At 66.1% G+C, this 25357-nt stretch carries 19 protein-coding genes and 1 tRNA gene; 16 read left to right on the top strand and 4 right to left on the bottom strand.

Features of this window, described 5'->3' with window-relative positions:
* The first annotated feature begins 73 nt into the window (after window positions 1-73).
* Both D6M19_RS29355 and D6M19_RS29350 read left to right on the top strand, forming a co-directional pair.
* Window positions 74-673, top strand: a complete 600-nt coding sequence (locus tag D6M19_RS29355; protein ID WP_123028811.1) for a LemA family protein — start codon at window positions 74-76, stop codon at window positions 671-673.
* Between the two features lie 13 nt (window positions 674-686).
* The gene (locus D6M19_RS29350; RefSeq protein WP_123028810.1) at window positions 687-2621 is read left to right on the top strand and encodes a M48 family metallopeptidase; all 1935 of its coding nucleotides are present in this window, start codon (window positions 687-689) and stop codon (window positions 2619-2621) included.
* A 45-nt stretch (window positions 2622-2666) separates the two neighbouring features.
* On the opposite strand, the gene car is transcribed toward D6M19_RS29350, so the two are convergent.
* Together car and D6M19_RS29340 are read right to left on the bottom strand one after the other, a co-directional pair.
* Window positions 2667-6188 carry a carboxylic acid reductase gene (car, locus tag D6M19_RS29345; protein ID WP_123028809.1) on the bottom strand — a complete coding sequence of 1174 codons (3522 nt, stop codon included), beginning with the start codon at window positions 6186-6188 and terminating at the stop codon, window positions 2667-2669.
* Window positions 6189-7039: 851 nt separating this feature from the next.
* Window positions 7040-7915: a LysR family transcriptional regulator gene (locus D6M19_RS29340; RefSeq protein ID WP_123028808.1), complete on the bottom strand. Its 876-nt coding sequence runs from the start codon at window positions 7913-7915 to the stop codon at window positions 7040-7042.
* Between the two features lie 110 nt (window positions 7916-8025).
* Here D6M19_RS29340 and D6M19_RS29335 point away from each other — a divergent pair, with 110 nt between their 5' ends.
* Together D6M19_RS29335 and D6M19_RS29330 are read left to right on the top strand one after the other, a co-directional pair.
* Complete coding sequence (locus D6M19_RS29335; protein ID WP_123028807.1) at window positions 8026-8736, top strand: SDR family oxidoreductase; 711 nt, start codon at window positions 8026-8028, stop codon at window positions 8734-8736.
* Entirely contained in the window at window positions 8733-9698 is a 966-nt protein-coding gene (locus tag D6M19_RS29330; RefSeq protein ID WP_234835111.1) for a TIGR03619 family F420-dependent LLM class oxidoreductase, read from the top strand. The genes D6M19_RS29335 and D6M19_RS29330 overlap by 4 nt, the downstream gene beginning before the upstream one ends.
* 339 nt (window positions 9699-10037) lie before the next feature.
* On the opposite strand, the gene D6M19_RS29325 is transcribed toward D6M19_RS29330, so the two are convergent.
* Window positions 10038-10113 (bottom strand) — tRNA-Arg (locus D6M19_RS29325).
* A gap of 157 nt (window positions 10114-10270) precedes the next feature.
* Between D6M19_RS29325 and D6M19_RS29320 the strand changes: the two genes are divergently transcribed.
* From D6M19_RS29320 to fadD1, 8 genes are all read left to right on the top strand, one after another.
* The gene (locus D6M19_RS29320) at window positions 10271-11437 is read left to right on the top strand and encodes a low temperature requirement protein A (protein WP_234835110.1); all 1167 of its coding nucleotides are present in this window, start codon (window positions 10271-10273) and stop codon (window positions 11435-11437) included.
* A gap of 63 nt (window positions 11438-11500) precedes the next feature.
* On the top strand, window positions 11501-13153 hold the full coding sequence (gene argS / locus D6M19_RS29315; protein ID WP_123028804.1) for an arginine--tRNA ligase: 1653 nt from the start codon (window positions 11501-11503) through the stop codon (window positions 13151-13153).
* Window positions 13153-14568 (top strand): diaminopimelate decarboxylase, encoded by a 1416-nt coding sequence (lysA, locus tag D6M19_RS29310; protein ID WP_123028803.1) that lies wholly within the window; start codon window positions 13153-13155, stop codon window positions 14566-14568. Before argS ends, lysA begins: the two co-directional genes overlap by 1 nt.
* 3 nt (window positions 14569-14571) lie before the next feature.
* Window positions 14572-15894, top strand: coding sequence for a homoserine dehydrogenase (locus tag D6M19_RS29305; RefSeq protein WP_123028802.1), 1323 nt, complete (start codon window positions 14572-14574; stop codon window positions 15892-15894).
* Entirely contained in the window at window positions 15891-16976 is a 1086-nt protein-coding gene (gene thrC, locus D6M19_RS29300) for a threonine synthase (protein ID WP_123028801.1), read from the top strand. The genes D6M19_RS29305 and thrC overlap by 4 nt, the downstream gene beginning before the upstream one ends.
* Before the next feature lie 10 nt (window positions 16977-16986).
* Entirely contained in the window at window positions 16987-17955 is a 969-nt protein-coding gene (gene thrB / locus D6M19_RS29295; RefSeq protein ID WP_123028800.1) for a homoserine kinase, read from the top strand.
* A 262-nt stretch (window positions 17956-18217) separates the two neighbouring features.
* Window positions 18218-20161, top strand: a complete 1944-nt coding sequence (gene rho / locus D6M19_RS29290; RefSeq protein ID WP_206428670.1) for a transcription termination factor Rho — start codon at window positions 18218-18220, stop codon at window positions 20159-20161.
* A 141-nt stretch (window positions 20162-20302) separates the two neighbouring features.
* On the top strand, window positions 20303-21910 hold the full coding sequence (gene fadD1 / locus D6M19_RS29285) for a fatty-acid--CoA ligase FadD1 (RefSeq protein WP_123028799.1): 1608 nt from the start codon (window positions 20303-20305) through the stop codon (window positions 21908-21910).
* Here the strand turns inward: fadD1 and D6M19_RS29280 are convergent.
* The gene (locus D6M19_RS29280; RefSeq protein ID WP_123028798.1) at window positions 21850-22284 is read right to left on the bottom strand and encodes a MarR family winged helix-turn-helix transcriptional regulator; all 435 of its coding nucleotides are present in this window, start codon (window positions 22282-22284) and stop codon (window positions 21850-21852) included. The two genes, fadD1 and D6M19_RS29280, sit on opposite strands and share 61 nt — an antisense overlap.
* Before the next feature lie 80 nt (window positions 22285-22364).
* Between D6M19_RS29280 and D6M19_RS29275 the strand changes: the two genes are divergently transcribed.
* From D6M19_RS29275 to prmC, 4 genes are all read left to right on the top strand, one after another.
* Window positions 22365-22952 carry a maleylpyruvate isomerase family mycothiol-dependent enzyme gene (locus tag D6M19_RS29275; RefSeq protein ID WP_123028797.1) on the top strand — a complete coding sequence of 196 codons (588 nt, stop codon included), beginning with the start codon at window positions 22365-22367 and terminating at the stop codon, window positions 22950-22952.
* A gap of 134 nt (window positions 22953-23086) precedes the next feature.
* Complete coding sequence (rpmE, locus tag D6M19_RS29270) at window positions 23087-23326, top strand: 50S ribosomal protein L31 (protein WP_123028796.1); 240 nt, start codon at window positions 23087-23089, stop codon at window positions 23324-23326.
* Between the two features lie 105 nt (window positions 23327-23431).
* Complete coding sequence (gene prfA / locus D6M19_RS29265; protein WP_123028795.1) at window positions 23432-24505, top strand: peptide chain release factor 1; 1074 nt, start codon at window positions 23432-23434, stop codon at window positions 24503-24505.
* Entirely contained in the window at window positions 24502-25356 is an 855-nt protein-coding gene (prmC, locus tag D6M19_RS29260; RefSeq protein WP_123028794.1) for a peptide chain release factor N(5)-glutamine methyltransferase, read from the top strand. The genes prfA and prmC overlap by 4 nt, the downstream gene beginning before the upstream one ends.
* Window position 25357 lies beyond the last annotated feature (1 nt).

Genomic DNA, 25357 nt, shown 5'->3' with positions numbered 1-25357 from the left:
CGTGCGAGGTCAGCGGCTACGCTTCGGCAAACCGCATAGAGCGGCAGTCCCGCGACTCTTGGAGGTATGCCACATGGGGCTCGTCATCGGCATCATCGTCGTCGTCGTTCTCCTGTTACTCGCTGTCTTTGTCATCGCCGGCTACAACGGCCTGGTCCGTGCGCGCAACGCCTACAAGAACGCCTTCGCGCAGATCGATGTCCAGTTGCGGCGCCGGTTCGATCTGATTCCCAACCTGATCGAAACGGCCAAGGCCTACATGGCGCACGAGCGCCAGACCTTGGAGGCCGTCGTCGCGGCGCGCGGTGCCGCTATCAACGGCCTGGCCGCTGCGCAGGCCAATCCCGGTGACCCGGCGGCGATGCAGCAGCTGGCCGCCGGGCAGCAGGCCCTCGACGGCGCGTTGAGCAGGCTCAACGTGGTCGTCGAGCAGTACCCCGACCTGAAGGCGAACCAGAACATGATGCAGTTGTCCGAGGAGCTGACCTCCACGGAGAACAAGGTCGCCTTCGCTCGGCAGGCCTACAACGACGCGGTGATGAACTACAACAACCGCCGCGAGACATTCCCCGGCAGCGTGTACGCGGGCATGTTCAACTTCGCCCCTGCGGCGCTGCTGGAGATCCCGCCGGAGCACCCCGAGATGCGTGACGCCCCAAAGGTCCAGTTCTGATCGACCGGCGGTGATGAACTTCTTCGACCACCAGCGGGCGGCCAAGGGCTCCACGCTAAAGCTGGTGTTCCTCTTCGTGGCCGCCGTGGTCGCGCTCGTCGCAGGCGTCGACGCTGCCGCCGCACTCGCGCTGGCGTACGAGAACTTCGGCGTTTCGACGATTGTCCCCGTGGTCATCGTCGTCAGCGTGGTCACGTTGTTGGTCATCGCGGGCGGCATGCTCTTCAAGACGATTTCGTTGCGGCAGGGCGGAGCAGCCGTCGCCGCGTCTGTCGGCGCGGTGCCTGTCGATCCCACGACCACCGATCCGCAGCTGCGCAGGTTCGTCAATATCGTCGAGGAGATGTCGATTGCCTCTGGGGTCCCGACGCCGCGACTGTTCGTCATGCCCCGCGAGCAGGGCATCAACGCATTCGCGGCTGGATTCACTCCGGCCGACGCGGCCATCGCGGTCACCGGGGGAGCGCTGGCCCAGTTGAACCGCGACGAGTTGCAAGGTGTGATCGGGCACGAGTTCAGTCACATCCTCAACGGCGATATGCGGCTCAACATCCGTCTCATCGGGCTTCTCGCCGGAATCCTGCTGATCGGCATGATCGGGCTGCGCTTCCTGCAGTTCGGCGGCGGCCGCGGCAGCGACAGTAAGTCCGGCGCGCCGCTCGTGGCCGTCGCGTTCGCGATGATGGTGCTCGGATTCATCGGCGTGTTCTTCGCGAACCTGATCAAGGCCGCGGTGTCCCGGCAGCGCGAGTGGCTGGCCGACGCGTCGGCCGTGCAGTTCACCCGGCAGACCGATGGGCTCGAGGGCGCGCTGAAAAAGATCGGTGGCATACCGACCGGCTCGCGACTGCGCGACTCCAGGAACGCGGCGGAGGTCAGCCACATGCTGTTCGGCGAGGGAGTGCGCCGTTCGTTCTCCTCGTTGTGGGCGACGCATCCGCCGCTGACGGAACGGATCAGGGCACTCAACCCCAGCTTCGACCCGCGCGAGATCGACGAACTGAAACAGCGTTACGCCCAGCAGGCACCCGATGGGTTGGCCGAGGACATCGCCGCCGGATTTGCGCCCGCCGGAACGGCATTGGGCCGTCCGACCCCGGAACCGATCCCGGCACCCGGTCGACATGCGATCACCGCCGAGCAGGTCGTCGCCCGCGCAGGCACCTTCACCCCGGCCGACCTGAAATACGGTGCCGCCCTGCACGCGCGACTGCCCGACGACATCCGACAGCTCGCCACCCAGCCGACGACGGCGCCTGCGGCCGTCATCGCCTTGCTCCTCGCGCCACCCGGCGAGGCGCTGCAAGCCCGCCAGCTTGCCTCGGTGGTTGCGCGAATGGGGCCGGCGCAGGCGCGAGACGCGGCGGCGCTTGCAGCGCAGATGGCGAGGCTGCCGCAAGATCTGCGCATGCCGTTCGTCGCGCTGGCTCTGCCGCAGTTGGCGGCCCATCCCCGCGACGACCAGGACCGGTTGGTCGCAGCGCTGAACGATCTCGCCGTCGCCGACGGCACGGTGACGATGTTCGAGTACTGCCTGACCCGCCTGGTGTGGAGCTACCTGTTGGACGGCGCCGACCCGTACCGCCGCAGCAAGGTGGGCAATGGCTTGCTGCAGACCGTGCGACCGGTGGTGACAACCCTGCTCGCCACGCTCGCCGTCGCCAGCGGCGGCGACCCGGACACCTCGGCGCACGCGTTCCACGGTGCGCTGCGCCGCCTGTACGGCGATGCCGCCACGCCGGACAGCCCGCGTCGGCACAGCTGGCAGCAGACGCTCGACGGCGGCTGGGCTGCGCTGGACGCCTTGGCGCCGAAGGCCAAACAGGCGCTCGTCGAGGCGATGGTGCAGTCGGTGGTTCACGACGGCACCGTGACAGCGGCGGAGGCCGAAATGCTGCGCGCGGCTTGCGCCTTGATGCACGTACCCCTGCCCGCACTGCTCGACTGACCCGCCGATTCTGCGCATGTGGCACGCGTTGAGTTTGGCCGTCGGTCAGAGCAAGCCGAGCAACTCTAAATCGCTGATGTACTTGACGATCACCTCGGCGGAGACATGCGGGATGTCCTTGTCGGGGCCGATCTTGTTGTCCTGCACAGCCGCGCGGAAGTGATCTGCAGGCGCGAGCGATCCGTTGATCGGGTGTTCGGGCCTTTGGTAGTTGTGCAGAAGCGGCAGCAGAGACGCTTGACGTTGCTTGTCGGGCAGGCTGCGCAGCGCGGTATCGAAGCGCGCCAGCCAGTCTGCGTACTCGGGCACCCGGGTGAGCGGGTAGCCCGCCTCGACAAGCCAGTCGACGTAGGTGTCCATGCTGATGCCGTCGTCGTACGGGTTCATCACGTGGTAGGTCTCGTAGCCCGCGACCACGTTGGCGCCCAGTGTCGACATCGCGTCGGCGATGAACTCCACCGGCAACCCGTCGTAGTGCGCCCGTTGCCGATTGCCCTCGGCGTCCAATTCGTAGAACGAGTACGGTGCGATGCCGGTGGCCACCAAGGACAGCATCATCCGGGTGAACATGTCGGGCACGTTGAGCTGTCCGCCATAGGTGGTGTCGGCCAGGATCATGTCGCAGCGGAAGACCGCGGCGGGAAGGCCGCACAGGTCGTGGGCCTCGCGCAGGAGCACCTCGCCACCCCACTTGCTGTTGGCGTAGCCGTTGGCGTAACCGTCGTTGATCTGGCGGGTCGCGCTCATCTGCCGAATGTCGGCCTCCTCGAAGAACTTTCCCGGCTCAATTTGGTCAGCGACACCGATGGTGGAGACGTAGATGTACGGCTTGATCCGGGTGGTCAGGGCGATGCGGATCAGCTCCGCGGTGCCAACGACGTTGGGTCCGAACAGCTGGCTGTAGGGCAGCACATGGTTGACCAGCGCTGCGGGGTCGACGATCAGGTCGACGGTGTCGGCCAATCGTTGCCAGGTGGCCTCGTCGAGGCCGAGGTTCGCCTCACCCTTGTCGCCCGCGATGACCTCGAGATGGTCGGCGGCCAGCGATCGGTAGTGCTCGAGCAGTTTGGGATCGCCGCTGTCGAACGTGGAGTCGACGCGGTGCCGGGCGGTGGCGTCGTCCTTGGCGCGCACCAGCAGGATCACCTTGCCGTCGACCAAATCCATGCGTTCGAGCCATTGCAGCGCGAGGTAGCGCCCCAGGAACCCGGTGGCCCCGGTCAGCAGGACGGTACGGACCTCCTGGCTCGGGCCGGGCAGAGACCGTGCGGCGGTCAGCGTCGCGTCGTCGAGGAACTTGTCCAACGTCAAATCGTGGGCGTGCGCCTCGGTCGCGTCGCGACCGTGCACGGCGTCGAAGGTCGGCCGCTTGGTCCCACCGGCACGCTGCGCGTCGATGTAGGCCGCGATAGCTGCCAGGTCGCTGGCCGGGCTGACGATCACGCCAACCGGCACATCGATGTCGAAGATGTCGTGGAGCAGATTTCCAAAGGTCAACGCGGACAGCGAATCACCGCCGAGGTCGGTGAACGCCACACCGGCCGCGACGTCGGCAGCGTCGGCACCGAGAAGCGCGCCGGCCGCCCGGCTCACCGTCTCGAGCGTCGGGCGGTTCGCTCCGTCTCTGCGCAGGGCACGCAGCACGTCGGCTTGCCCATCGGCCAGGTCGGCGTAGAGCTGTTCGAGGGCCGGGCCGTAGTGCTCCTTGAGCTTGGGGCGGGCCAGCTTTCGGATGCCGGTCAGGAGTCCGTTCTCCAGCGTGAACGGTGTCGTCTCGACGATGAAGTCGCGCGGAATCTCGTAGGACTGCAAGCCCGCCTCTCGCGCGACGCTCTGCAACGCCTCGCTCAGCAGCGGCTTTACCGCGTTCGGGTCGCCGCCGACGGTGGTCAGCGCGTCGTCGGTCGGGACGACGACGGCGAGGAGGTAAGAGCGGGAACTGTTGCCGTACACGAAGATCTGACGCACTGACGGGTGTCCGCCGTAGGCCGCCTCCAGCTTGGAGACGGTGACGAACTCGCCCTGCGAGAGCTTGAGGACGTTGTTGCGGCGGTCCACATACACCAACCGGTCGGGCGAGATCTCAGCCATCACGTCACCGGTGTAGTACCAGCCGTCGGCGTCGAACAGTTCGGCGGTGACCTCGGGCCGCTTGTAGTAGCCGGGGATCAGATTCGGTGTCTTGACCGCCAACTCGCCGCGCGGGTGGGGCCGGTCGGTGCCGAAGTAGCCGAGGCTTGGCACGTCGACCAACTTGTACTCAACCACCGGCGGCCGCTGAACCTCGCCGTTGACGATGACGATGCCGTCTTCGGTAGAGCCGTAGACCTCGGTCAGGGGGATGTCGAGGAACCTCTCCACCCAGGCGAACAGATCGGATGAAATGGGCGCGGAACCCGTCAGCGCCGAGAAGTGCCGCCCGCCAATGAGGTTCTCGCGTTGCTCGGCCATCACCTGCAGTTCGACGGCCTCACGGTCGGCCCCGTCGGTCCAGCGATGGTCGACCTCGCTCTGCACCTCCTGGAAGAGCATCTCCCAGAGGCGTGGGACGAAATCGAGCTTGGTCGGGCGGACCAGCGCCAGATCCTCGAGCAGAGTCGACAGGTCGCTGCGGGCCGTGAAGTAGGCAGTTCCGCCTGCGCCCAGTGTTGAATACAGAATCTGCCGACCCATGATGTGGCTGATCGGCATGAAGTCCAGCGTGATCGCCGGTAGCTTGCCGCCGGGGTCGAAGCTGGGCCTGTGCCATCCCCGCCAGCAATTGGCCATCAGACGATCGGTGTACATCGCGCCCTTCGGGGTTCCCGTTGACCCCGACGTATAGATCAGTAACCGCAGTGTCTGCGCGTCGCCGCGGTGGATCTCCGGACCGGCGGAGTGCGCAGGGGCGCTGTTGATGACGTCGTCGAGAGCCTCGACCTGGACATCCCGGTCGGCGAGGCGAGCCGCGGCGGATTCAAGGGCTTCGCGGTCGGAATCGACCTGCGGGTGGTAGTCGAAGACCACGAGACGTTTGGGTGTGTAGGAGGTGAGCGCGAGCTCGACGGCGTCTTGGAGGTGGTCGGCGCTGGACAGGACGGCGACGGGTTCGGTCTCGACGAGGATCGGGTGCAGTTGTTGCACCGGCGCACTGGTCTGCAGCGGAACGGCGACGGCACCGACCAGCGACAACGCCATGTCGACGATCGCGTAGTCCGCGCTGGTGAAGCCGAGCGTCGCCACGCGGTCGCCGGGCCGGACAGGATTGTCGGCCAGTGCGTCAGCGAGAGCCCGGACGCGTGCCCAGGTTTCGCGGTAAGTCAGGGTGTCGAAATGGGGTTGCAACTCGGCGACGGTGCGTCCGGCCGCGTCGGTGACGAATTCGACGGCGCGCTGGCCGAGTGCGGGCCGGTCGGCGTAGCCCTCCATTACCGTGCGGATCGCGTCGGTAAGGAGGACGTCGGGACCTTCGAGCGTCTCTCTGATAGTTGGATTGGGCTGGGCGGCAACGAATTGCGCGTCGCCTGCGGTCAATCTCTCGAATCGGCGCTGGCGCCGTAGGTCGCGGGCAGTGGCTGAAGTTGACATCTCAACTTCTCCTTCAACAAGCGTTCTGAGCAGGGCGATCGCCCTATCAGAAGAAATACCATAGGGAACCTATATATTCCTGAAGAGTTGCTGTGAGGGGGTGTGAATCTGCTCACCGAGTCGAAGTTCGCATTCTCAAATCGGCGGCAGTCCAATACTTTTCGGTGAAGTCGGGCGATTCGGGCAGAGTTCGCGCGCGGGTGTGGGGCTGGGTGACATATGTCACCTGCAGGCTCGGGGCTCAACCACACCGGCGCCCGTGTCTTCTTCGGCGGGCGCGGCTAGTTCTGCAGCAAAATCCCGCGTCGAGCAACCCCGAGGTTCCCGTAATGAACGTCTGCGTGTCGCACACGAGCCACGCAACCGCCCCGGCGACCTCTTCTGCCCGCAGTAAGGCGGGGGCAACGGGTTTTGTTGGGCGACGATCCATGGTGGCGCTAGACAATCAGCCGGATTGTGAATGTTTGCGTTCACGAGGCTGCACGACGTCACGCTCAGTAACCCCGAAATAGACGTCATAGAACCTTCCGACCCTTGGCTGACCCGAGTTGGGATGCGGATCTGCGGGCAGTCATGGGCAGGCTCGGTGCCACTCGAGGATTTCCAGGTCAGTCCGATCCATGCCGCGTTCGACGACTTTCCAACTTTCCAACCATCGACTTGTACGTAGGTGACCGGGACATCACGGTCGCAGACTGTCGTCGGCTTCGCGACCTACTGCCGGTCCGGCGACTGCGCTATCACGAGGAAGCCGGCGCGGTACACGTCTACCCGCTATCGCCGGTGCCAGAGGGCCGAGCCGCCCGCACACAGTTGATTAAATACATCGGTTCGATCCTGCGACAGGCCGGTCAGGGGCTCTGGGGCTTTACTGCGAGAGCGGCGATCTGTTCCAGGAACGCCCGTGCGGGCGCCGCCGCGCTCGCCGAGACCGCCACGCCGAGTTGGCGAATGGTTCTGGGTACCAGCGGCCGAATCACCACCCCGTCGGGCAGCGCGGGCAGTCCGGCGCTGGGCAGGATGCTGACGCCGAGGCCGCCCCGAACAATCTCGAGGACTGCCGACATCTCACGGGCCTCGAAGGCCACGTCGAAGTCCACCCCGACCCGCCGCGCCATCGGCATGAACACTTCGGCGCAACCGCCGGTCGACCGGATGAACGGCTCCTTGGCCAACTCGACGTAGTCGACCTCATCCCAGCCGGCCAGCCGGTTGTCCGCGGGCAGCACTGCCACCATGTCCTGGTCGCCGATCACCGCTGAGTCCAGGCCTTTGATCGGCAGGCTGACCACGCCTGCCTCGGCCGCGCCCTGATCCAGCCAGTCCCGCACCTCCTGCTCGCTGCCCTCGAGCAACCGGATGGTGACCGCCGGATAGCGGGCGGCAAAGGCTTGCAACTGCGGGGCGATCAGGGTTCCAGTGACACTCGGCAGGCTGGCCAGGCTGAGTGTTCCCGTGACCTCGCCGGCGAGTGTCGCGACCTCAGTGCGCAGCAGTGTCAAGTGGCGCAATACTTCTCGCGCGTGGGGAAGCGCCGACGACCCGGCGTCGGTGAGCGCGAGGCCTCGGTTACCGCGTACCAGCAGCGGTGAACCCAGTTCCTTCTCGAGGGTCGCCACGGCGCGGCTGATGGCCGGTTGAGACATCCCGAGTCGGTGGCTGGCTGCGGTGAAACCACCCTCGTCGACGACGGCCAACAAAGACTTCAGCTGCAGCAACGTCGGCATCGGCACTCCTGACATGCAATGAACGGCATACCGGCATAGCGGCGTCGGTATGCGTTTTAGTCCCGCCAGAACGTTGAAGTGATCAGCAAGACGTTAACGAGGAGGACACCATGTCACCACGACGAGTGCTGATCACCGGCGCATCGAAAGGCATCGGCCGTGCCGTCGGCGACCGGGTGGCACAAGCGGGCAACATCCCGGTTGGCTTGGCGCGCACGCGACCGGCCACCTTTCCCGGCGAGTTTCACGAGGTCGATCTCGCCGATCGTGCGGCAACTGCCAAGGCGTTGGACGCGGTCCTTGCGGAAGGGTCGATCGACGCCGTGGTGAACAACGTCGGCTTCGTGCGGATGGGCCGCATCGGCTCGATTGACTTGGATCACCTGTTCGACACCTACGACCTCAACGTGCGTGTCGCCATTCAGGTCACGCAGGCGGCGCTGCCCGGAATGCTGTCCGCGGGATGGGGCCGCATAGTCAATGTCACCAGTCTGACCACGCTTGGGACGCCCGAACGCACGCCGTATGCGGCGGCGAAGGCGGCGCTGGAAGCCTGCACCCGGATCTGGGCCAAGGAGTTGGCCGCGACCGGTATCACGGTGAACGCCGTTGCGCCGGGGCCTACCGAGACAGAGCTGTACCGCGAGCGCAGCCCGATCGGATCGGAGCGCGAAGCGAGCTTGCTGGAGAGCATCCCACTGCATCGCGTCGGGTCACCGCGCGAGATCGCCCATGCCATCCACGCAATGCTCGACGAGGACGCCGGATACATCACCGGCCAGGTCATTCGGGTCGACGGCGGCGGGAGCATCGCCGCATGAGTACAGGACCGACACCAATGAAGCTCGGACTTCGCCTGCCCCAGAGATTGGGAGTGGACCTACAACACGACTTGGTCGAGGCAGCCAGAACGGCCGAAGCGGCCGGATACGCCAGTTTGTGGACGTATGAACGACTGCTCTTCCCGGAGATGCCCGTCGAACCATATGTCGAACTGCCCAACGTGCCGTGGCCGGAACACTCGCGGCAGGCCGCCGACCCCCTGGCAGTCCTCACCGCAGCGGCGGTGGCGACCGAAGAGGTGCGCCTCGGTGTTGCCCTCCTGGTCGCTGCGCTGCACACACCCGTCCAGCTGGCGAAGGCGCTGGCCACGGTGGATCAGATCAGCGGCGGCCGCGTGATCGCAGGTATGGGCACCGGCTGGTCCACCGATGAATTCCAGGCCGCCGGCGCCAACCGAGCGGATCGCGGTCGCTTCCTCGACGAGACGCTGGACGTCTTCGACGCCGTGTGGGGCCCGGACCCGGTGACTTTCCGCAGCCCTCGCGTAGTCATCGACAATGCCTCGGTCCTGCCGAAGCCCGTTTCGAAGATCCCCGTGTTGCTGGCCGGCGGTGGCAGCACCACTTCCAAGTCCCTGCAGCGCATTGCCAAACGCGCGGACGGCTGGCTGCCGGTCCTCAGCAAACCTGGGAAAGCTGGAGCCTCAGAACTGCGCGCAAACTGGGACCGCATCAGAGAGATGGCCGCTGAGTATGGCCGGGACACGAGCCGGATGGAGATGGTTGTGGTGGGAAACGTCACCTTCACTGACCGTCCGGCGGGACCGGACCGATCGGCGTTCGTCGGCACTCTCGACCAGATCATGGACGACGTCCGAACGGTTGCAGAGGCTGGCGCAGACGAGCTCATCGTGGATCTGAATCTGCAGGACTGGTTCACCAGCACTCGCCAGATGCTCGACACGGCAGAGGAGATTCACGAACGGGCCGTAGCTTCGTGATCGTGGGACGGCCGCTGGTTCGCCCAAAAATGCCGTGCGTCACTGTGCGGATGCATCCACCCGCCCGGCTCGTCCCGTATGACCCCGCACAATCGGGGGACGGGTCGCGTGTCTGCCATCTGCGATGCCCTGTTCGGCGACCAGGGCAGGATGCCGACGCGGGCATGGGTGTCGGCGAACACCGCAGCGCCTTCTTGATGTCGTCCGTGGCGCAGCCGATGAGTTGCGGGCCGAAATCGACTGGAGTCCGCCGATCGGAACCCAGGAGAACAGAATTCGTGCACGCCGCGCGGGTAGATGAGGTACGTAGCCGCGATTGCGGCAAGTACCTGGGAATGCTGGTGCCCCCGGCAGGATTCGAACCTGCGGCCTTCTGCTCCGGAGGCAGACGCTCTATCCCCTGAGCTACGGGGGCGCTGATGACAATCTGCGCCGTTCGGGCTTCGACAGCCTAACCCATCGCGCTGACGCTTCGAATGAACGGGACGTGCATAACCGTGCCCCGCCCGGGTATCTGCTGACTGCGGCTGAACCGGCGAGAACGCCTCTGGGTCGCCCGAGGGGTGGAGCATGTGACCGACACAGAGGAACGGCCCGAGCCGCCTCGGCTCATCGAGCCGCCGCGCTTGCGTACCGATGAGGATCGGACGGCAACGCGGTTGGAGCTGTTCTTCGACCTGGCCTACGTGCTGGTCGTCGGTGAGCTGAGCACGGCGTTCGCAAAAGATCTGACGTGGCACGGACTCCTGGTGTTCAGCGCCCTGTTCACGGTCACCTGGTGGTCGTGGGTGACGACGACGTTGTACGCCAACCGCTTCGACACCAACGACGTGCCCTACAAACTGGCCAAGCTCGGCCTGACCTTCGCGATCGTGGTGATGGCGGCCGCGGCAAGCCGGGCCACCGCCGGGGACGCAGCGTATTTCGTTGCCGCCTACGTCGCGACCCGTGTGGTGCTGCTCGTGTTGTACGCCCGGGCCTATCGCCATGTGCCCGACGCCCGGCCGACCATGAGGTTCTACCTTGCCGGCGCGGTGGCCGGGGCGGGCTTGTGGTCGATGTCGCTTCTGTTCTCCGGGCCGCCGATGTATGTGTTGTGGGCCTTGGGTGTGCTGTGCGAGGCGTTTGCCCCGCTGCTCGCGACCCGATTCGGTGGCAGCATCCCCCTGCACGAGGAGCACCTGCCTGAACGGTTCGGCCTGTTCGCCATCTTGGTGCTCGGCGAATCGATCGCATCGACGGTGGTCAGCCTGCATGACACCGATTGGCGGCTGATGTCCTTCGTGATGGCCGTCGTCGTCTTCGTCGTCACGGCCGCCTTGTGGTGGAGCTACTTCGAACTTGGAGCTGCCGCAGCCAACCAGCGACTGATCGACGAGGACAGTCAGTCCAATTCGAGCCACGACCGATTCGTCTACGGCCACCTGCCGGTCGTCATGGGTTTGACTGCCGTCGGTATCGGGGTCGAGCAGTTCATTCTTCATCCCGGGGACGGGTTGTCGGCCGCCGGCCGCCTGATCTTGTGTGGCGGCACCGCGGTGTTCTTGATCGGCGTGGCCCTCGTCATGGCTGGTACGGCTCGTCGGTGGTCGGCCGCATGGCCGTGGCCGACGCTCGCCATCCCTGTCGTCGCGGGGATCGGCTTCGCGGGCGGCCTTCCTCCGATGGTCACGGCCGTCACACTGGCGGTCGTCCTCATTTTCGTGGTGATCACCGGGATCAGAGCGCAGAGCCGCTGACTGACGGCAACCAGGGTTTAACGATTCGGGGCCTGACCACCCCAGACCATAGGATGGACCCTCGTGACCCCTGCCGACCTGGCCGAGCTGCTCAAGACCGTCGCCGCCGCGGTGCTGGCCGAGCACGACCTGGATGCATCGGCGCTGCCCGCGACGGTCACCGTCGAGCGGCCACGAAACCCCGAGCACGGCGACTACGCGACCAACCTCGCGTTGCAGCTCGCCAAGAAGGTCGGCGCAAACCCGCGTGAGCTGGCCGGATGGCTCGCGACGGCGCTGACCGACGCCGACGGTATCGCCTCGGCCGAGGTGGCCGGGCCCGGCTTCGTCAACCTTCGCATCGACGCCAGCGCCCAGGGCGCCATCGTCAACAACGTCATCGACGCGGGCAAGACATACGGACACTCCGACGCGCTCGATGGCCAGAGCATCAACCTCGAGTTCGTCTCCGCCAACCCGACCGGGCCTATCCACATCGGCGGCACCCGCTGGGCGGCCGTCGGCGATGCGCTCGGGCGGCTGCTGGCAACGCAAGGCGCCAAGGTGGTCAGGGAGTACTACTTCAACGACCACGGCGCCCAGATCGACCGGTTCACGAACTCGCTCATCGCGGCGGCGAAGGGCGAACCGACTCCGGACGACGGGTACGCGGGCGACTACATCGGCGACATCGCCGACCAGGTGCTTGCCAAGGAGCCCGGCGCGCTGAGCCAGCCCGATGACGAAATGCGCGAGACGTTCCGCTCGATCGGCGTCGACCTCATGTTCACCCATATCAAGCAGTCGCTGCACGACTTCGGCACCGACTTCGACGTGTACACCCACGAAGATTCGATGCACACCAGCGGCCGCGTCGATCAGGCCATCACCAGGCTCCGCGACGTCGGCAAAATCTACGAGAAGGACGGCGCAACCTGGTTGCGCACCACCGACTTCGGCGACGACAAAGACCGCGTCGTCATCAAGAGCGACGGCAAACCGGCGTATGTCGCCGCCGACATCGCCTACTACCTTGACAAGCGCGAGCGCGGGGCCGACCTGTGTATCTACATGCTCGGCGCAGACCACCACGGCTACATCGCCCGTCTCAAGGCAATCGCTTCATCTCTCGGCGAGGACCCCGCCACCGTCGAGGTGCTGATTGGGCAGATGGTCAACCTGGTGCGTGACGGGCAGCCGGTTCGGATGAGCAAGCGGACAGGCACGGTGATCACGCTCGACGACCTCGTCGAGGCGATCGGCGTCGACGCCGCCCGGTATTCGCTGATCCGGTCGTCGGTCGACTCACCGATCGACATCGACCTGGCGCTGTGGTCGTCGGCGTCCAGCGAAAACCCGGTCTACTACGTGCAATACGCGCACGCGCGGCTTTCGGCACTGGCGCGCAACGCCGCCGAGCTCGGCCTCATTCCTAATACCTCCCATCTCGAGCTGCTCACGCACGAGAAGGAGGGCACGCTGATCCGAAACATCGGCGAATTCCCGCGCGTGCTGAAAACCGCCGCCGCGCTGCGCGAGCCGCATCGGGTGTCGCGCTACCTGGAAGACCTAGCCGGCGACTACCACCGGTTCTACGACTCCTGCCGGATTCTGCCGCAGGGCGACGAAGAGCCTAACGAGCTCAACACCGCACGGCTGGCGCTGTGCCAGGCCACCCGCCAGGTCATCGAGAACGGCCTCGGAATCCTCGGCGTCACCGCACCGGAGCGGATGTAATGGCGCATCCCGCGGGCCCTCGGCACGCCGAGGAGATCCACCACGCAGGCACGCCGCCGCGTCCGCAATCGTCGGACCAGCTGCTGATGCTCGCCCCGAATGTCTGGCCACGCAACACAGTTCGGGGCGACGACGGCGTTGTGTCGATCGCCGGAGTCAAGGTCACCGACATCGCCGACGAGTACGGCACGCCGGTCTTCGTCATCGACGAGGACGACTTCCGGTCGCGGTGCCGCGAGATCTCCGCGGCATTCGGCGGCGGCGAGAACGTCCGCTACGCGGCCAAGGCTTTTCTGTGCACCGAAATCGCCAGGTGGGTCAACGAGGAAGGCCTTTCGCTGGACGTGGCCAGTGGTGGCGAACTCGCCGTCGCACTGCATGCAGACTTTCCTGCGGACCGAATTGCCCTGCACGGCAACAACAAGTCCGTGGACGAGCTGTCGGCGGCAGTCAAGGCCGGGGTTGGCCACATCGTGTTGGATTCGATGATCGAGATCGAGCGCCTCGACGAAATCGCCGCCGCGGCAGGTGTCGTGCAGGACGTACTGGTGCGGGTGACCGTCGGCGTCGAGGCACATACGCACGAGTTCATCTCCACCGCGCACGAGGACCAGAAGTTCGGCTTGTCGCTGGCCAGCGGCGCCGCGATGACCGCCGTGCGCCGGGTGTTCGAGACCGACCACCTACGACTGGTCGGGCTGCACAGCCACATCGGCTCGCAGATCTTCGACGTCGCGGGCTTCGAGATCGCCGCTCATCGAGTGATCGGTCTGCTGCGCGACGTGGTCGCTGAATTCGGCGTCGACAAGACCGCACAGATCTCGACCGTCGACCTCGGTGGGGGACTGGGTATTTCGTATCTGCCGCAGGACGATCCGCCCCCGGTCGAGGATCTCGCGGCCAAGCTCGGCGCGATCGTGCACAACGAGTCGGCGGCGGTCGGCCTGCCCACCCCGCGGCTGGTTGTCGAGCCGGGGCGGGCCATTGCGGGCCCCGGCACCATCACTCTGTACCGGGTCGGCACCGTGAAGGATGTTGCCGTCAGCCCGTCCGCGCACCGCCGCTACGTCAGCGTGGACGGCGGCATGAGCGACAACATCCGGACGTCGCTCTACGGCGCCGAATACGACGTGCGACTGATCTCCCGAACCAGTGATGGCGCGTCGACGCTGGGCCGTGTCGTCGGAAAGCATTGTGAAAGCGGCGATATCGTCGTGCGCGACGCGTGGGTCTCCGATGACATCGCGCCCGGTGATCTGCTCGGTGTCGCGGCAACCGGCGCGTACTGCTATTCCATGTCGAGCCGTTACAACCTGATCGGCCGCCCCGCTGTGGTGGCCGTGCGCAACGGGCAGGCCCGCCTGATCCTGCGCCGGGAGACGGTCGATGATCTGTTGAGTTTGGAAGTGAGGTAAGGCATGAGCAACGAAAAACCGGTCGGCGTGGCCGTATTGGGTCTTGGGAACGTGGGCAGCCAGGTCGTCCGTATCATCAAGGAGAGCGCCGATGACCTGACCGCTCGCATCGGCGCGCCGCTGGTGTTGCGCGGTATCGGCGTGCGGCGGGTGGCCGACGACCGTGGAGTACCGGTCGACATGCTCACCAGCGATATCGACGCACTGGTCTCCCGCGACGATGTCGACATCGTCGTCGAGGTGATGGGTCCAGTTGAACCCGCCCGCAAGGCGATTCTGTCGGCCCTCGAAAAGGGCAAGTCCGTCGTGACCGCCAACAAGGCGTTGATGGCGCAGTCCACCGGCGAGCTCGCCCAGGCGGCGGAGCATGCCCACGTCGACCTGTACTTCGAGGCTGCGGTCGCCGGTGCCATCCCCGTCATCCGCCCGCTCACGCAGTCCCTGGCGGGCGACACGGTTCTGCGGGTTGCCGGCATCGTCAACGGCACCACCAACTACATCCTTTCGGAGATGGACAGCACGGGTGCCGAGTATTCGGCTGCGCTTGCCGACGCGAGCGCACTTGGCTACGCCGAGGCCGACCCGACCGCCGATGTCGAGGGATACGACGCGGCGGCCAAGGCCGCCATCCTGGCGTCCATCGCCTTTCACACCCGGGTGACCGCCGACGACGTCTACCGCGAGGGCATCACCAAGGTGACGCCGGCCGACTTCGTGACGGCTCGCGCACTGGGTTGCACGATCAAGCTGCTGTCCATCTGTGAACGTCTCACCAACGATGAAGGACAGCAACGGATTTCGGCACGCGTGTACCCGGCGCTCGTGCCACTGACGCATCCCCTCGCCTCGGTCAACGGAGCCTTCAACGCGGTCGTGGTGGAGGCCGAGGCGGCCGGGCGGCTGATGTTCTACGGCCAGGGCGCCGGGGGAGCGCCGACGGCGTCGGCCGTGATGGGAGATCTAGTGATGGCCGCGCGCAACCGGGTGCAGGGCGGGCGTGGACCCCGTGAGTCCAAGTACGCCAAACTCCCCATCTCGCCGATCGGGTTCATCCCCACTCGCTACTACGTCAGCATGAACGTCGCAGACCGGCCAGGCGTACTGTCCGCTGTCGCAGCAGAATTCGGCAAGCGAGAGGTCAGCATCGCCGAAGTACGACAGGAGGGCGTCGTCGACGACGGCGGTCAGCGCTGCGGTGCGCGGATCGTGGTGGTGACCCACGAGGCCACCGACGCGGCGCTTTCGGACACCGTCGCCGCGCTCGCCGACCTCGACGTCGTGCAGGAAGTGGCCAGCGTCCTGCGACTTGAGGGGACAAGCGAATGAGCGCCACCCGCGCGGACCCCGTGCACAAGCCGTGGCCCGGCCTGATCGCGGCCTACCGCGACCGGCTGCCGGTTGAGGACACCTGGAATCCGATCACCCTGCTGGAGGGTGCTACGCCGCTGATCTACGCCAAGCGGCTTTCCGAACGTACCGGCTGCACAGTGCATTTGAAGGTCGAAGGGCTCAACCCGACGGGTTCGTTCAAGGATCGCGGCATGACGGTTGCGGTCACCGAGTCAGTGGCCCGTGGCCAGCAGGTGGTGTTGTGCGCGTCAACCGGTAACACCTCCGCGTCGGCTGCGGCCTATGCCGCGCGTGCGGGCATCACCTGCGCGGTGCTGATCCCGCAGGGCAAGATCGCGATGGGCAAGCTCGCGCAGGCCGTCATGCACGGCGCCAAGATCCTGCAGATCGACGGCAATTTCGACGACTGCCTCGAACTCGCGCGCAAGCTGGCCACCGACTACCCGACGGTCGCGCTGGTGAATTCCGTTAATCCGTACCGCATCGAGGGGCAGAAGACCGCGGCCTTCGAGATCGTCGACGTGCTTGGCACGGCACCTGACGTGCATTCCTTGCCGGTCGGCAACGCAGGCAACATCACCGCGTACTGGAAGGGCTACACCGAATACCACCGCGACGGGCTGACTGACCGCTTGCCGCGGATGCTCGGCACCCAGGCCGCGGGTGCGGCGCCGCTGGTGTTGGGTGAGCCGGTCAAGGAGCCCGAGACCATCGCCACCGCGATCCGGATCGGCGCGCCCGCCTCGTGGACCTCGGCCGTCGAGGCCCAGCAGCAGTCCGGCGGCCGCTTCCTTGCCGCGACCGACGACGAGATCCTGGCCGCCTATCGCCTGGTCGCGGCCAGTGAGGGAGTGTTCGTCGAACCCGCGTCGGCGGCGAGCATCGCCGGTCTGCTCAAGTCCGTCGAGGACGGCTGGGTGGCCAAGGGATCCACAGTGGTGTGCACAGTGACCGGCAACGGCCTCAAGGATCCCGACACCGCGCTGCGGGACATGCCGACGGTCACGCCGGTCCCGGTCGACGCCGGCGTCGTCGTCGCAGAGCTCGGACTGGTCTGACGGCGATCAGGTGAGCCAAACCCTGCCTGCCGGATTGACGGCGACCAGTGTCGTCGCGGCCTCCAGTGCAAATCTCGGCCCCGGTTTCGACAGCCTCGGCCTTGCGCTCAGCCTTTACGACGAAATCGCCGTCGAGACAACCGAATCCGGCCTCAATGTCGAAGTTGAGGGTGAGGGCGCGGGGCACGTGCCACTGGACTCGACGCATCTCGTCGTGCGGGCGATCAAGCATGGCATGCGCGCCGTCGGGTCCACCGTTGCCGGGCTGAATGTCTACTGCCGCAACAGAATTCCGCAATCGCGTGGACTTGGCTCATCCGCCGCAGCTGTGGTCGGGGGGCTCGCAGCCGTCAATGGTCTTGTCGCACAGGCCGGTATGAAGCCGATGTCCGAAGCGGAGTTGATCCAGCGCGCATCGGAGTTCGAGGGGCATCCGGACAACGCCGCAGCCGCGGTTCTCGGCGGCGGCGTGGTGTCGTGGACATCGGCAGGTGCGACCGGGCCGCGCTATGCGGCCGCCCCGCTGCAGATCCACCCCGATATCCACCTTTTCCCCGCCATCCCCGAGCAGCGGTCGTTGACGGCCGAGACGCGCGTGCTGCTGCCGCGATCCGTCAGTCACGGCGACGCCAGGTTCAACCTGAGCCGCGCCGCATTGCTGGTCGTGGCCCTCACCGAGCGTCCTGACCTGCTGATGGAGGCCACCGAGGACCTGCTACATCAGCCCTATCGGGCTATCGCGATGCGGGCCTCGGCGGAATACCTGCTGCTGTTGCGGCGTTGTGGTGTTGCAGCGGTGCTATCTGGGGCTGGACCTGCGGTTATCGGTCTGAGCACGCAGCGGGAACTGCCCGCAGAGGCCCTCGAGTTCGGCGCCGCGAATGGATTCACCGTCAGCGAGATGTCCGTCGGCGACGGCGTTCGATGGACCTTCCCGAACAAGCGGGAGGTACCCCCAGGTGTGCAGGTCGGGAGTTGACAGCCGTCACACGCGAATCAGCCCGTCCTTGCTTCCTGCACCGATGCGGGCTATTCTCGCTCTCGTCCAGCAATCGCATGGTTTTCGCCTGCGCCGACACTAGGACACACACCAATTCTTCTCGTGGATGACGGTTCGCCTTACCGCCGCGAATCCCGGCAATCACCGTTGCAGGTGCGACGGTGGCAGCTTCGCAGCCAGCCACTTGGCTGACTGCAACGAACCCTCGTGACGTGATCACCGAGGGAAAGAAAGGAAATCCGTGACTGAAACGGACCTCGTCACGGCTGGCGGCAGCGCCGAACAGGCTGACCTGCCCAACACCGTGACGACAGAATTCTCATCTCCTGCGAAGCCTGACGTGACACATCAGCCAGCGCCGGATGCGGCTCCAGCCGCCAAGGCGGATGCCGAGCCGGCCCCCAAGGCCGATGTCACGACGGATGCCTCGAAGAGATCGCTGTCGGCCATGGTGCTGCCCGAACTGCGGGCCCTGGCCAATTCGGTAGGCGTCAAGGGCGCCTCCGGGATGCGTAAGAGCGAACTCATCGCCGCGATCCGGGAAAGCCGCGGGGAGTCGGTGAACGACACCACCGCGCCCCCGAAGGCCGATACCGCCGGCAACGACGGCGGTTCAGCACCCGCGGACAACGCGGCAGACACCGCAACCGACAACGGCGCGCCAGCCGATGGAGGCGAGCAGCCGACCCGGCAGCGTCGTGAGCGCCGAGGCGCCTCCCGCGACGCGGGAACCGCCGGTGACCAGAACAAGCAGGACACCGGCCAGAACAAGCAGGACGCCGACCAAAACGCCAAGGACGGCGCCGACTCGGAAAAGGGCGCCGGCAGGAACAGGAACCAGCAGGACAGCGGTGACCATCAGGGCAACCAGCAGGGTCGCAACCAGAACAACCAGAACAACCAGAACAACCAGAACAACCAGGACGACGACGACCGCGGCGGACGTCGCGGCAGGCGCTTCCGCGACCGCAGGCGCCGCGGTGACCGCCAAGGCGGCGGCGATGGCGGCGGCGGCGAGACCGAACTGCGCGAGGACGATGTCGTCCAGCCCGTCGCAGGCATTCTCGACGTGCTCGACAACTATGCGTTCGTCCGCACCTCGGGTTACCTCGCGGGACCGAACGACGTCTACGTGTCGATGAACATGGTGCGCAAGAACGGTCTGCGCCGTGGCGACGCCATCACCGGCGCGGTCCGTGTTCCCAAGGACGGAGAACAGCCCAACCAACGGCAGAAGTTCAACCCGCTGGTCCGGCTCGACACCGTCAACGGCGGCCCCGTCGAGGACGCCAGGAACCGTCCGGACTTCACCAAGCTGACCCCGCTGTATCCGAACCAGCGGCTGCGCCTCGAGACCACTCCGGACCGGTTGACCACCCGCGTGATCGACCTGATCATGCCGATCGGTAAAGGCCAGCGTGCGCTGATCGTGTCGCCGCCCAAGGCGGGTAAGACCACGATCCTGCAGGACATCGCCAACGGGGTCACCCAGAACAACCCGGAATGCCACCTCATGGTCGTCCTCGTCGACGAGCGGCCCGAGGAGGTCACCGACATGCAGCGCTCGGTGAAGGGTGAGGTCATCGCCTCCACGTTCGATCGGCCGCCGTCGGATCACACTCAGGCCGCCGAGTTGGCCATTGAACGGGCCAAGCGCCTTGTCGAACAGGGCAAGGACGTCATCGTGCTGCTCGACTCGATCACCCGCCTCGGCCGCGCGTACAACAACGCGTCGCCTGCGTCGGGTCGCATCCTGTCCGGTGGTGTCGACTCGACCGCGCTGTATCCCCCCAAGCGGTTCCTCGGCGCCGCGCGCAACATCGAACATGGCGGTTCGCTGACGATCATCGCAACCGCGATGGTCGAGACCGGGTCGACCGGCGACACGGTGATCTTCGAGGAGTTCAAGGGCACGGGTAACGCCGAGCTCAAGCTCGACCGCAAGATCTCCGAGCGCCGCGTGTTCCCGGCCGTCGACGTCAACCCGTCTGGTACACGCAAGGACGAGCTGCTGCTCTCGACGGACGAATTCGCGGTCGTGCACAAGCTGCGCCGGGTGCTGTCGGGGCTGGATTCCCACCAGGCCATCGATCTGCTGATGAGCCAGCTGCGCAAGACGAAGACCAACTACGAGTTCCTGGTGCAGGTCTCCAAGACCACGCCGGGCTCGATGGACAACGACTAGGAAACCGTCTGTGCCGGGTCGGTCTTGCGACCGGGCATCGCGTATCGCCACGCCGCCAGAACGCGGCCAGATCCGGCCACACCGGGGATGGTAGACAGATTCGCAAATCTGTTCACTCAGCGCGACGGACCGAGGTGAGCCATGGCGGACACACTCCAGCAGTTGTTTCGTGAGCGTTCCGAGCAGGACGCCATCGCGATCAAATACGGCGACCGCACGTGGACGTGGCGCGAGCACGTCGCCGAGGCACGCGCCCAGGCCGCCGCGCTCATCGATATCGCCGACCCCGACCGGCCCATGCACGTCGGCGTCCTGCTGGCCAACGGCCCGGAGATGTTGACGGCCATGGCGGCCGCCGCACTCGGCGGCTATGTCCTGTGCTGCATCAACAACACCCGAAGGGGCGAAGGCCTGGCCCGCGACATCGCCCTCGTCGACTGTCAAATCCTGATCACCGACGCCGCGCATCGTCATCTGCTCGACGGACTCGACCTGCCAGGTGTCCGGTTGCTGGACACCTCCAGTGCGGAGTGGGCCTCGCTCACCACCGAACCGAAAGAGTTGACGCCGCACCGCGAGGTCGGCCCAGACGACACCTTCGTGATGATCTTCACCTCGGGAACCAGCGGCGACCCGAAGGCCGTGCAGGTGCAACACATGATGCCGATCTTCGCGGGAAGCTCACTGGCAGAACGGTATTCAGTCGGCACATCTGACGTCTGCTACGTGTCGATGCCGTTGTTCCATTCGAACTCCATCTACGCCGGCTGGGGTGTTGCGATGGTCACCGGCGCGGCCATAGTGCCCGCGGTCTTCTCGGTATCACGATTCCTCGACGATGTCCGACGCTATGGCGTCACGTTCATGAACTACGTCGGCAAGCCGCTCGCCTACGTCCTGTCCACCCCCGAAAAGCCCGACGACCACGACAACCCGCTGCGCGTCGCGTTCGGCAACGAGGCCAGCGATCGGGACATCGCCGAGTTCGCCCGTCGCTTCGACTGCACGGTCTGGGACGGCTTCGGATCCACCGAGAACGCCGTCATCATCACGCGCGACGACGGCTGCCCGGAGGGCTCCCTCGGCAAGGGGTTTCCAGGAGTCGCGATCTACGACCCAGACACATTGCAGGAGTGCGAGATCGCGAGGTTCGACGACAGCGGCGATCTGATCAACCGCGAGGCGGCGGTGGGGGAGCTGGTGAACACCAGCGGCGGCGGGCTCTTCCGCGGCTATTACAAGGACGACGGCGCCACCGACCACCGGCTGCGCCACGGCATGTACTGGTCGGGAGACCTGGCCTACCGCGACGCCGACGGCTGGATCTACTTCGCAGGCCGCACGGCCGACTGGATGCGTGTCGATGGTGAAAACCTCGCCGCCGCACCGATCGAGCGCATACTCATCCGGCTTCCCGAGGTCAGCCGCGTCGCGGTGTATCCGGTGCCCGATGAGGCCGTCGGCGATCAGGTGATGGCGGCCATCGTGCTGCGCGAGGGCGCGACGCTGACCCCCGATGCGCTCGAAGAGTTCCTCGCCGCCCAGGCAGACCTGTCGCCGAAGGCCTGGCCGCGCTATGTCTGGATCGCCGAGGATCTGCCGTCGACGGCGACCAACAAGATCCTGAAGCGGGAGTTGGTCTCCTACGGCACAACACCGCCGGGTGGTCTGCTGTGGAAGCGTGACGGTCAGCGATACGGATCGGTGACCTCGCGCAGGGACACCAGCGCCGCACGCAATTCGTCGTAGGCCTTGGTGCCCAGATGGGCTTTCCATTCGGCCTCGACCTTCGCGATCTCGGCGGCCGCTACGGCGCAGAGCTTCTCGCCTCGATCGGTGAGCACAACGAGGCGGGCGCGCGCGTCGGCCGGATCGGGTCTGCGCGTGACGTAGCCGGTGGCTTCCAGTTCGTCGACGAGCGCGCCGGCGGTCTGCTTGGTCACGCCGGCCTGCTCGGCGATGTCGGTGACGCGGATGCCCTCGCGGTTGAGCCGCTGGCCGATGCGGCTCTGGGCGAGGGTCAGGTCGTCGAAGCCGGCCGCCCGCACAGCTTCGAAGACCCGGGCTTCGGCGGCGCGGTGCGCGACGAACATCAGCAGCGCGGAGGTCGGTTCGTCGCCCATTCATCGATTATAGGTTGAATTAGTACGGATCCCTGTCTATATTCGTCAGGAAGGCTTACTAAAATGGAGGGCGGACAGACATGGACGACGCGCAGATCTGGGCCCACATCGACGAGCAGCGCGCCGACCTCGCCGACCTCCTCGACACCCTGACCCCCGAACAGTGGGAGACGCCGTCGTTGTGCCAGGGATGGACGGTGCGGCAGGCGGCCGCCCACGTCACCCAGTCGACGACCAACTGGACGCGGGTCACATTCGAGCTCATGCGGTCAGGGTTTCGGTTCAACGCGTTGACGCTGCGGATGGCACGCGAAGACCACCGCAGACCCGAGGAGATCACCGCGGCGATGCGGGCAATGGTCGGCGGTCGCCGCAGGCCGCCCGGCACGGCGGTGGCTGATCCCCTTGTCGACGTGCTGGTGCACGGGCAGGACATCGCGGTGCCCCTCGGCATTCCGCGGACGATGCCCGTTCCCGCCGCGGTGATCGCGGCCGAGCGGCTGTGGACGATGGGCTTTCCGTTCAATGCGCGCAGGCGGTTCCCGAACCTCACGTTCGCCGCGACGGACGCCGATTTCAGCGTCGGCGACGGTGACGTGGTGCGCGGGCCCATCCAGGACATCGTCATGACGTTGTCCGGTCGTCGGGCCGGTTTGCCCGTGGAATAGCCGTCCCGGTCGGCGCGTTTAGGCTACTGGCGGTTGACCTGGCATAATGGACCGCTGACCTTCGGTTCCGGTTCACGCTCAAAGCTCCAGGTACGGCAAGGGCGACCCGGCGGCCAACGAATGAAGAGGACACCATGAAATCGGGCATTCACCCTGACTACAGCGAGACGACCGTGCACTGCGGCTGCGGTAACACGTTCACCACGCGCAGCACCAAGAAGACCGGACAGATCCACGTCGAGGTCTGCTCGCAGTGCCACCCGTTCTACACGGGCAAGCAGAAGATTCTCGACAGCGGCGGCCGGGTGGCCCGCTTCGAGAAGCGCTACGGCAAGCGCAAGGCCAGCGGCGCCGACAAGGCTGCCGACAGCTAGCTGACCGAACGACGCCCGATCTGTCGCACAACGCGCAGGCCGGGCGTCGCTTCGCGTTATGCGAAAAAACTGCCGGAGTGCGCTAAGGACAACGCGAGGAGGGCGATGACGGACAAAGCGCCGGCCATCGACGCCATCCTGGCCGAGCACGCCGACCTCGAGCGTCAGCTCTCCGATCCCGACCTGCACTCGGACGCGAACAAGGCCCGCAAGGTCGGCAGGCGATTCGCCCAGTTGGCGCCGATTGTGTCGACCCATCGCAAGCTGGAGGCGGCCCGCGGGGACCTTGAGGCCGCCCGCGAACTGGCGGCCGACGATGACTCCTTCGCGGCCGAAGTGGATGAGCTCACCACGACCGTCGACGAGCTCGACACCCATCTGACCGACCTGCTCGCCCCGCGCGATCCGCACGACGCGGACGACATCGTGCTGGAGGTGAAGTCTGGCGAGGGTGGCGAAGAATCCGCATTGTTCGCCGCCGATCTCGCCCGCATGTACATCCGCTATGCCGAGCGGCACGGCTGGACGGTGACGATGCTCGGTGAGACGACCTCTGATCTGGGCGGCTACAAGGACGCCACCCTGTCGATCAGAAGCAAGGGCGATTCCGCCGACGGTGTCTGGTCGCGGCTGAAGTTCGAGGGCGGCGTGCACCGGGTGCAGCGCGTCCCTGTCACTGAGTCACAGGGACGCGTGCACACCTCCGCGGCGGGTGTTCTGGTCTATCCGGAGCCCGAAGAGGTCGAGGCGGTCCAGATCGACGAGTCCGATCTGCGCATCGACGTGTACCGGTCGTCGGGCAAGGGCGGTCAGGGCGTCAATACCACCGACTCGGCGGTCCGCATCACCCACTTACCCACCGGAATCGTCGTCACCTGCCAGAACGAACGCAGCCAGCTGCAGAACAAGATCCGCGCCATGCACGTGCTGGCCGCCCGGCTGCAGGCACTCGCCGAAGAACAGGCGCAGGCCGACGCGTCGGCCGACCGGGCCAGCCAGATCCGCACGGTCGACCGCAGCGAACGGATCCGGACGTACAACTACCCGGAGAACCGCATCGCCGACCACCGGATCAACTACAAGGCGCACAACCTCGACCAGGTCCTCGACGGTGACATGGACGCGTTGTTCGACGCGCTTGCAGCCGCCGACAAGCAGTCGCGGCTGCAGCAGGCATGACCCCGACCGCGAGGCTGCGACGCGAGATCGAGCATGCAGCCGCCGCCCTCGCCGAGGCGGGAGTCGGATCCCCGCGGTCCGACGCCGAGGAACTTGCCGCGTACGCCGCAGGCACGAGTTGGGGGCGGTTGTCGGTGCTCGGTGAGATCGACGACGACTTCTGCGGCCGTTACGCCGATCTGGTCGCCACGCGAGCGCAACGAATTCCGTTGCAGCACATTGTCGGTTCCGCCGCTCTCGGTCCGGTGACCGTTGCTGTTGGTCCCGGGGTGTTCATCCCGCGACCGGAGACGGAGGGTCTGCTGGAATGGGCGTCGGCGCAACCCCTTCCGCCGCGACCTCTGCTCGTCGATCTGTGCACAGGCACCGGTGCAATGGCGCTCGCCCTTTCGAAGTTCTGGCCCGACGCACGCGTCATCGCCGTCGACGACTCCGACGAAGCGTTGGATTACGCGTACCGAAACGTCGCCGGCTCTCCTGTCGAATTGGTGCGAGCAGACGTCGCCGACAACACCCAGCTACCGGAACTCGATGGACAGGTCGACCTGCTGGTCGCCAACCCGCCCTACATTCCCGACGGCGCGATGCTAGAACCCGAAGTCGCGCAACATGATCCGCCGCACGCGCTGTTCGGTGGCCCGGACGGGATGGTAGTAATCAAAGCGATCGCCGAGTTGGCGGGCCGCTGGCTCAAACCCGGCGGCCGATGTGCTGTCGAGCACGACGACACCACATCGGCGCTTACCGTCGAAGCTTTCACGATGGCGGGCCGCTTTATCGACGTGACGGCGAACCGGGACCTGGCGGGTCGACCCCGCTTCGTCACGGCGACGCGGTCTGGACGAGGGTAGA

Origin of the sequence: Mycolicibacterium stellerae (assembly GCF_003719305.1) — a bacterium.
Lineage (GTDB): Bacteria > Actinomycetota > Actinomycetes > Mycobacteriales > Mycobacteriaceae > Mycobacterium > Mycobacterium stellerae.
The sequence above is the reverse complement of the archived record's forward strand: the minus strand, read 5'-3'. Positions and strand labels throughout refer to the sequence as shown.

What these genes read in the sequence shown, in the direction of transcription:
- D6M19_RS29355 (WP_123028811.1), top strand. Translation starts at nt 74, where the DNA reads ATGGGGCTCGTCATCGGCATCATCGTCGTCGTCGTTCTCCTGTTACTC.
- D6M19_RS29350 (WP_123028810.1), top strand. Translation starts at nt 687, where the DNA reads ATGAACTTCTTCGACCACCAGCGGGCGGCCAAGGGCTCCACGCTAAAG.
- car (WP_123028809.1), bottom strand. Translation starts at nt 6,188, where the DNA reads ATGTCAACTTCAGCCACTGCCCGCGACCTACGGCGCCAGCGCCGATTC.
- D6M19_RS29340 (WP_123028808.1), bottom strand. Translation starts at nt 7,915, where the DNA reads ATGCCGACGTTGCTGCAGCTGAAGTCTTTGTTGGCCGTCGTCGACGAG.
- D6M19_RS29335 (WP_123028807.1), top strand. Translation starts at nt 8,026, where the DNA reads ATGTCACCACGACGAGTGCTGATCACCGGCGCATCGAAAGGCATCGGC.
- D6M19_RS29330 (WP_234835111.1), top strand. Translation starts at nt 8,733, where the DNA reads ATGAGTACAGGACCGACACCAATGAAGCTCGGACTTCGCCTGCCCCAG.
- lysA (WP_123028803.1), top strand. Translation starts at nt 13,153, where the DNA reads ATGGCGCATCCCGCGGGCCCTCGGCACGCCGAGGAGATCCACCACGCA.
- D6M19_RS29305 (WP_123028802.1), top strand. Translation starts at nt 14,572, where the DNA reads ATGAGCAACGAAAAACCGGTCGGCGTGGCCGTATTGGGTCTTGGGAAC.
- thrC (WP_123028801.1), top strand. Translation starts at nt 15,891, where the DNA reads ATGAGCGCCACCCGCGCGGACCCCGTGCACAAGCCGTGGCCCGGCCTG.
- fadD1 (WP_123028799.1), top strand. Translation starts at nt 20,303, where the DNA reads ATGGCGGACACACTCCAGCAGTTGTTTCGTGAGCGTTCCGAGCAGGAC.
- D6M19_RS29280 (WP_123028798.1), bottom strand. Translation starts at nt 22,284, where the DNA reads ATGGGCGACGAACCGACCTCCGCGCTGCTGATGTTCGTCGCGCACCGC.
- D6M19_RS29275 (WP_123028797.1), top strand. Translation starts at nt 22,365, where the DNA reads ATGGACGACGCGCAGATCTGGGCCCACATCGACGAGCAGCGCGCCGAC.
- rpmE (WP_123028796.1), top strand. Translation starts at nt 23,087, where the DNA reads ATGAAATCGGGCATTCACCCTGACTACAGCGAGACGACCGTGCACTGC.
- prfA (WP_123028795.1), top strand. Translation starts at nt 23,432, where the DNA reads ATGACGGACAAAGCGCCGGCCATCGACGCCATCCTGGCCGAGCACGCC.
- prmC (WP_123028794.1), top strand. Translation starts at nt 24,502, where the DNA reads ATGACCCCGACCGCGAGGCTGCGACGCGAGATCGAGCATGCAGCCGCC.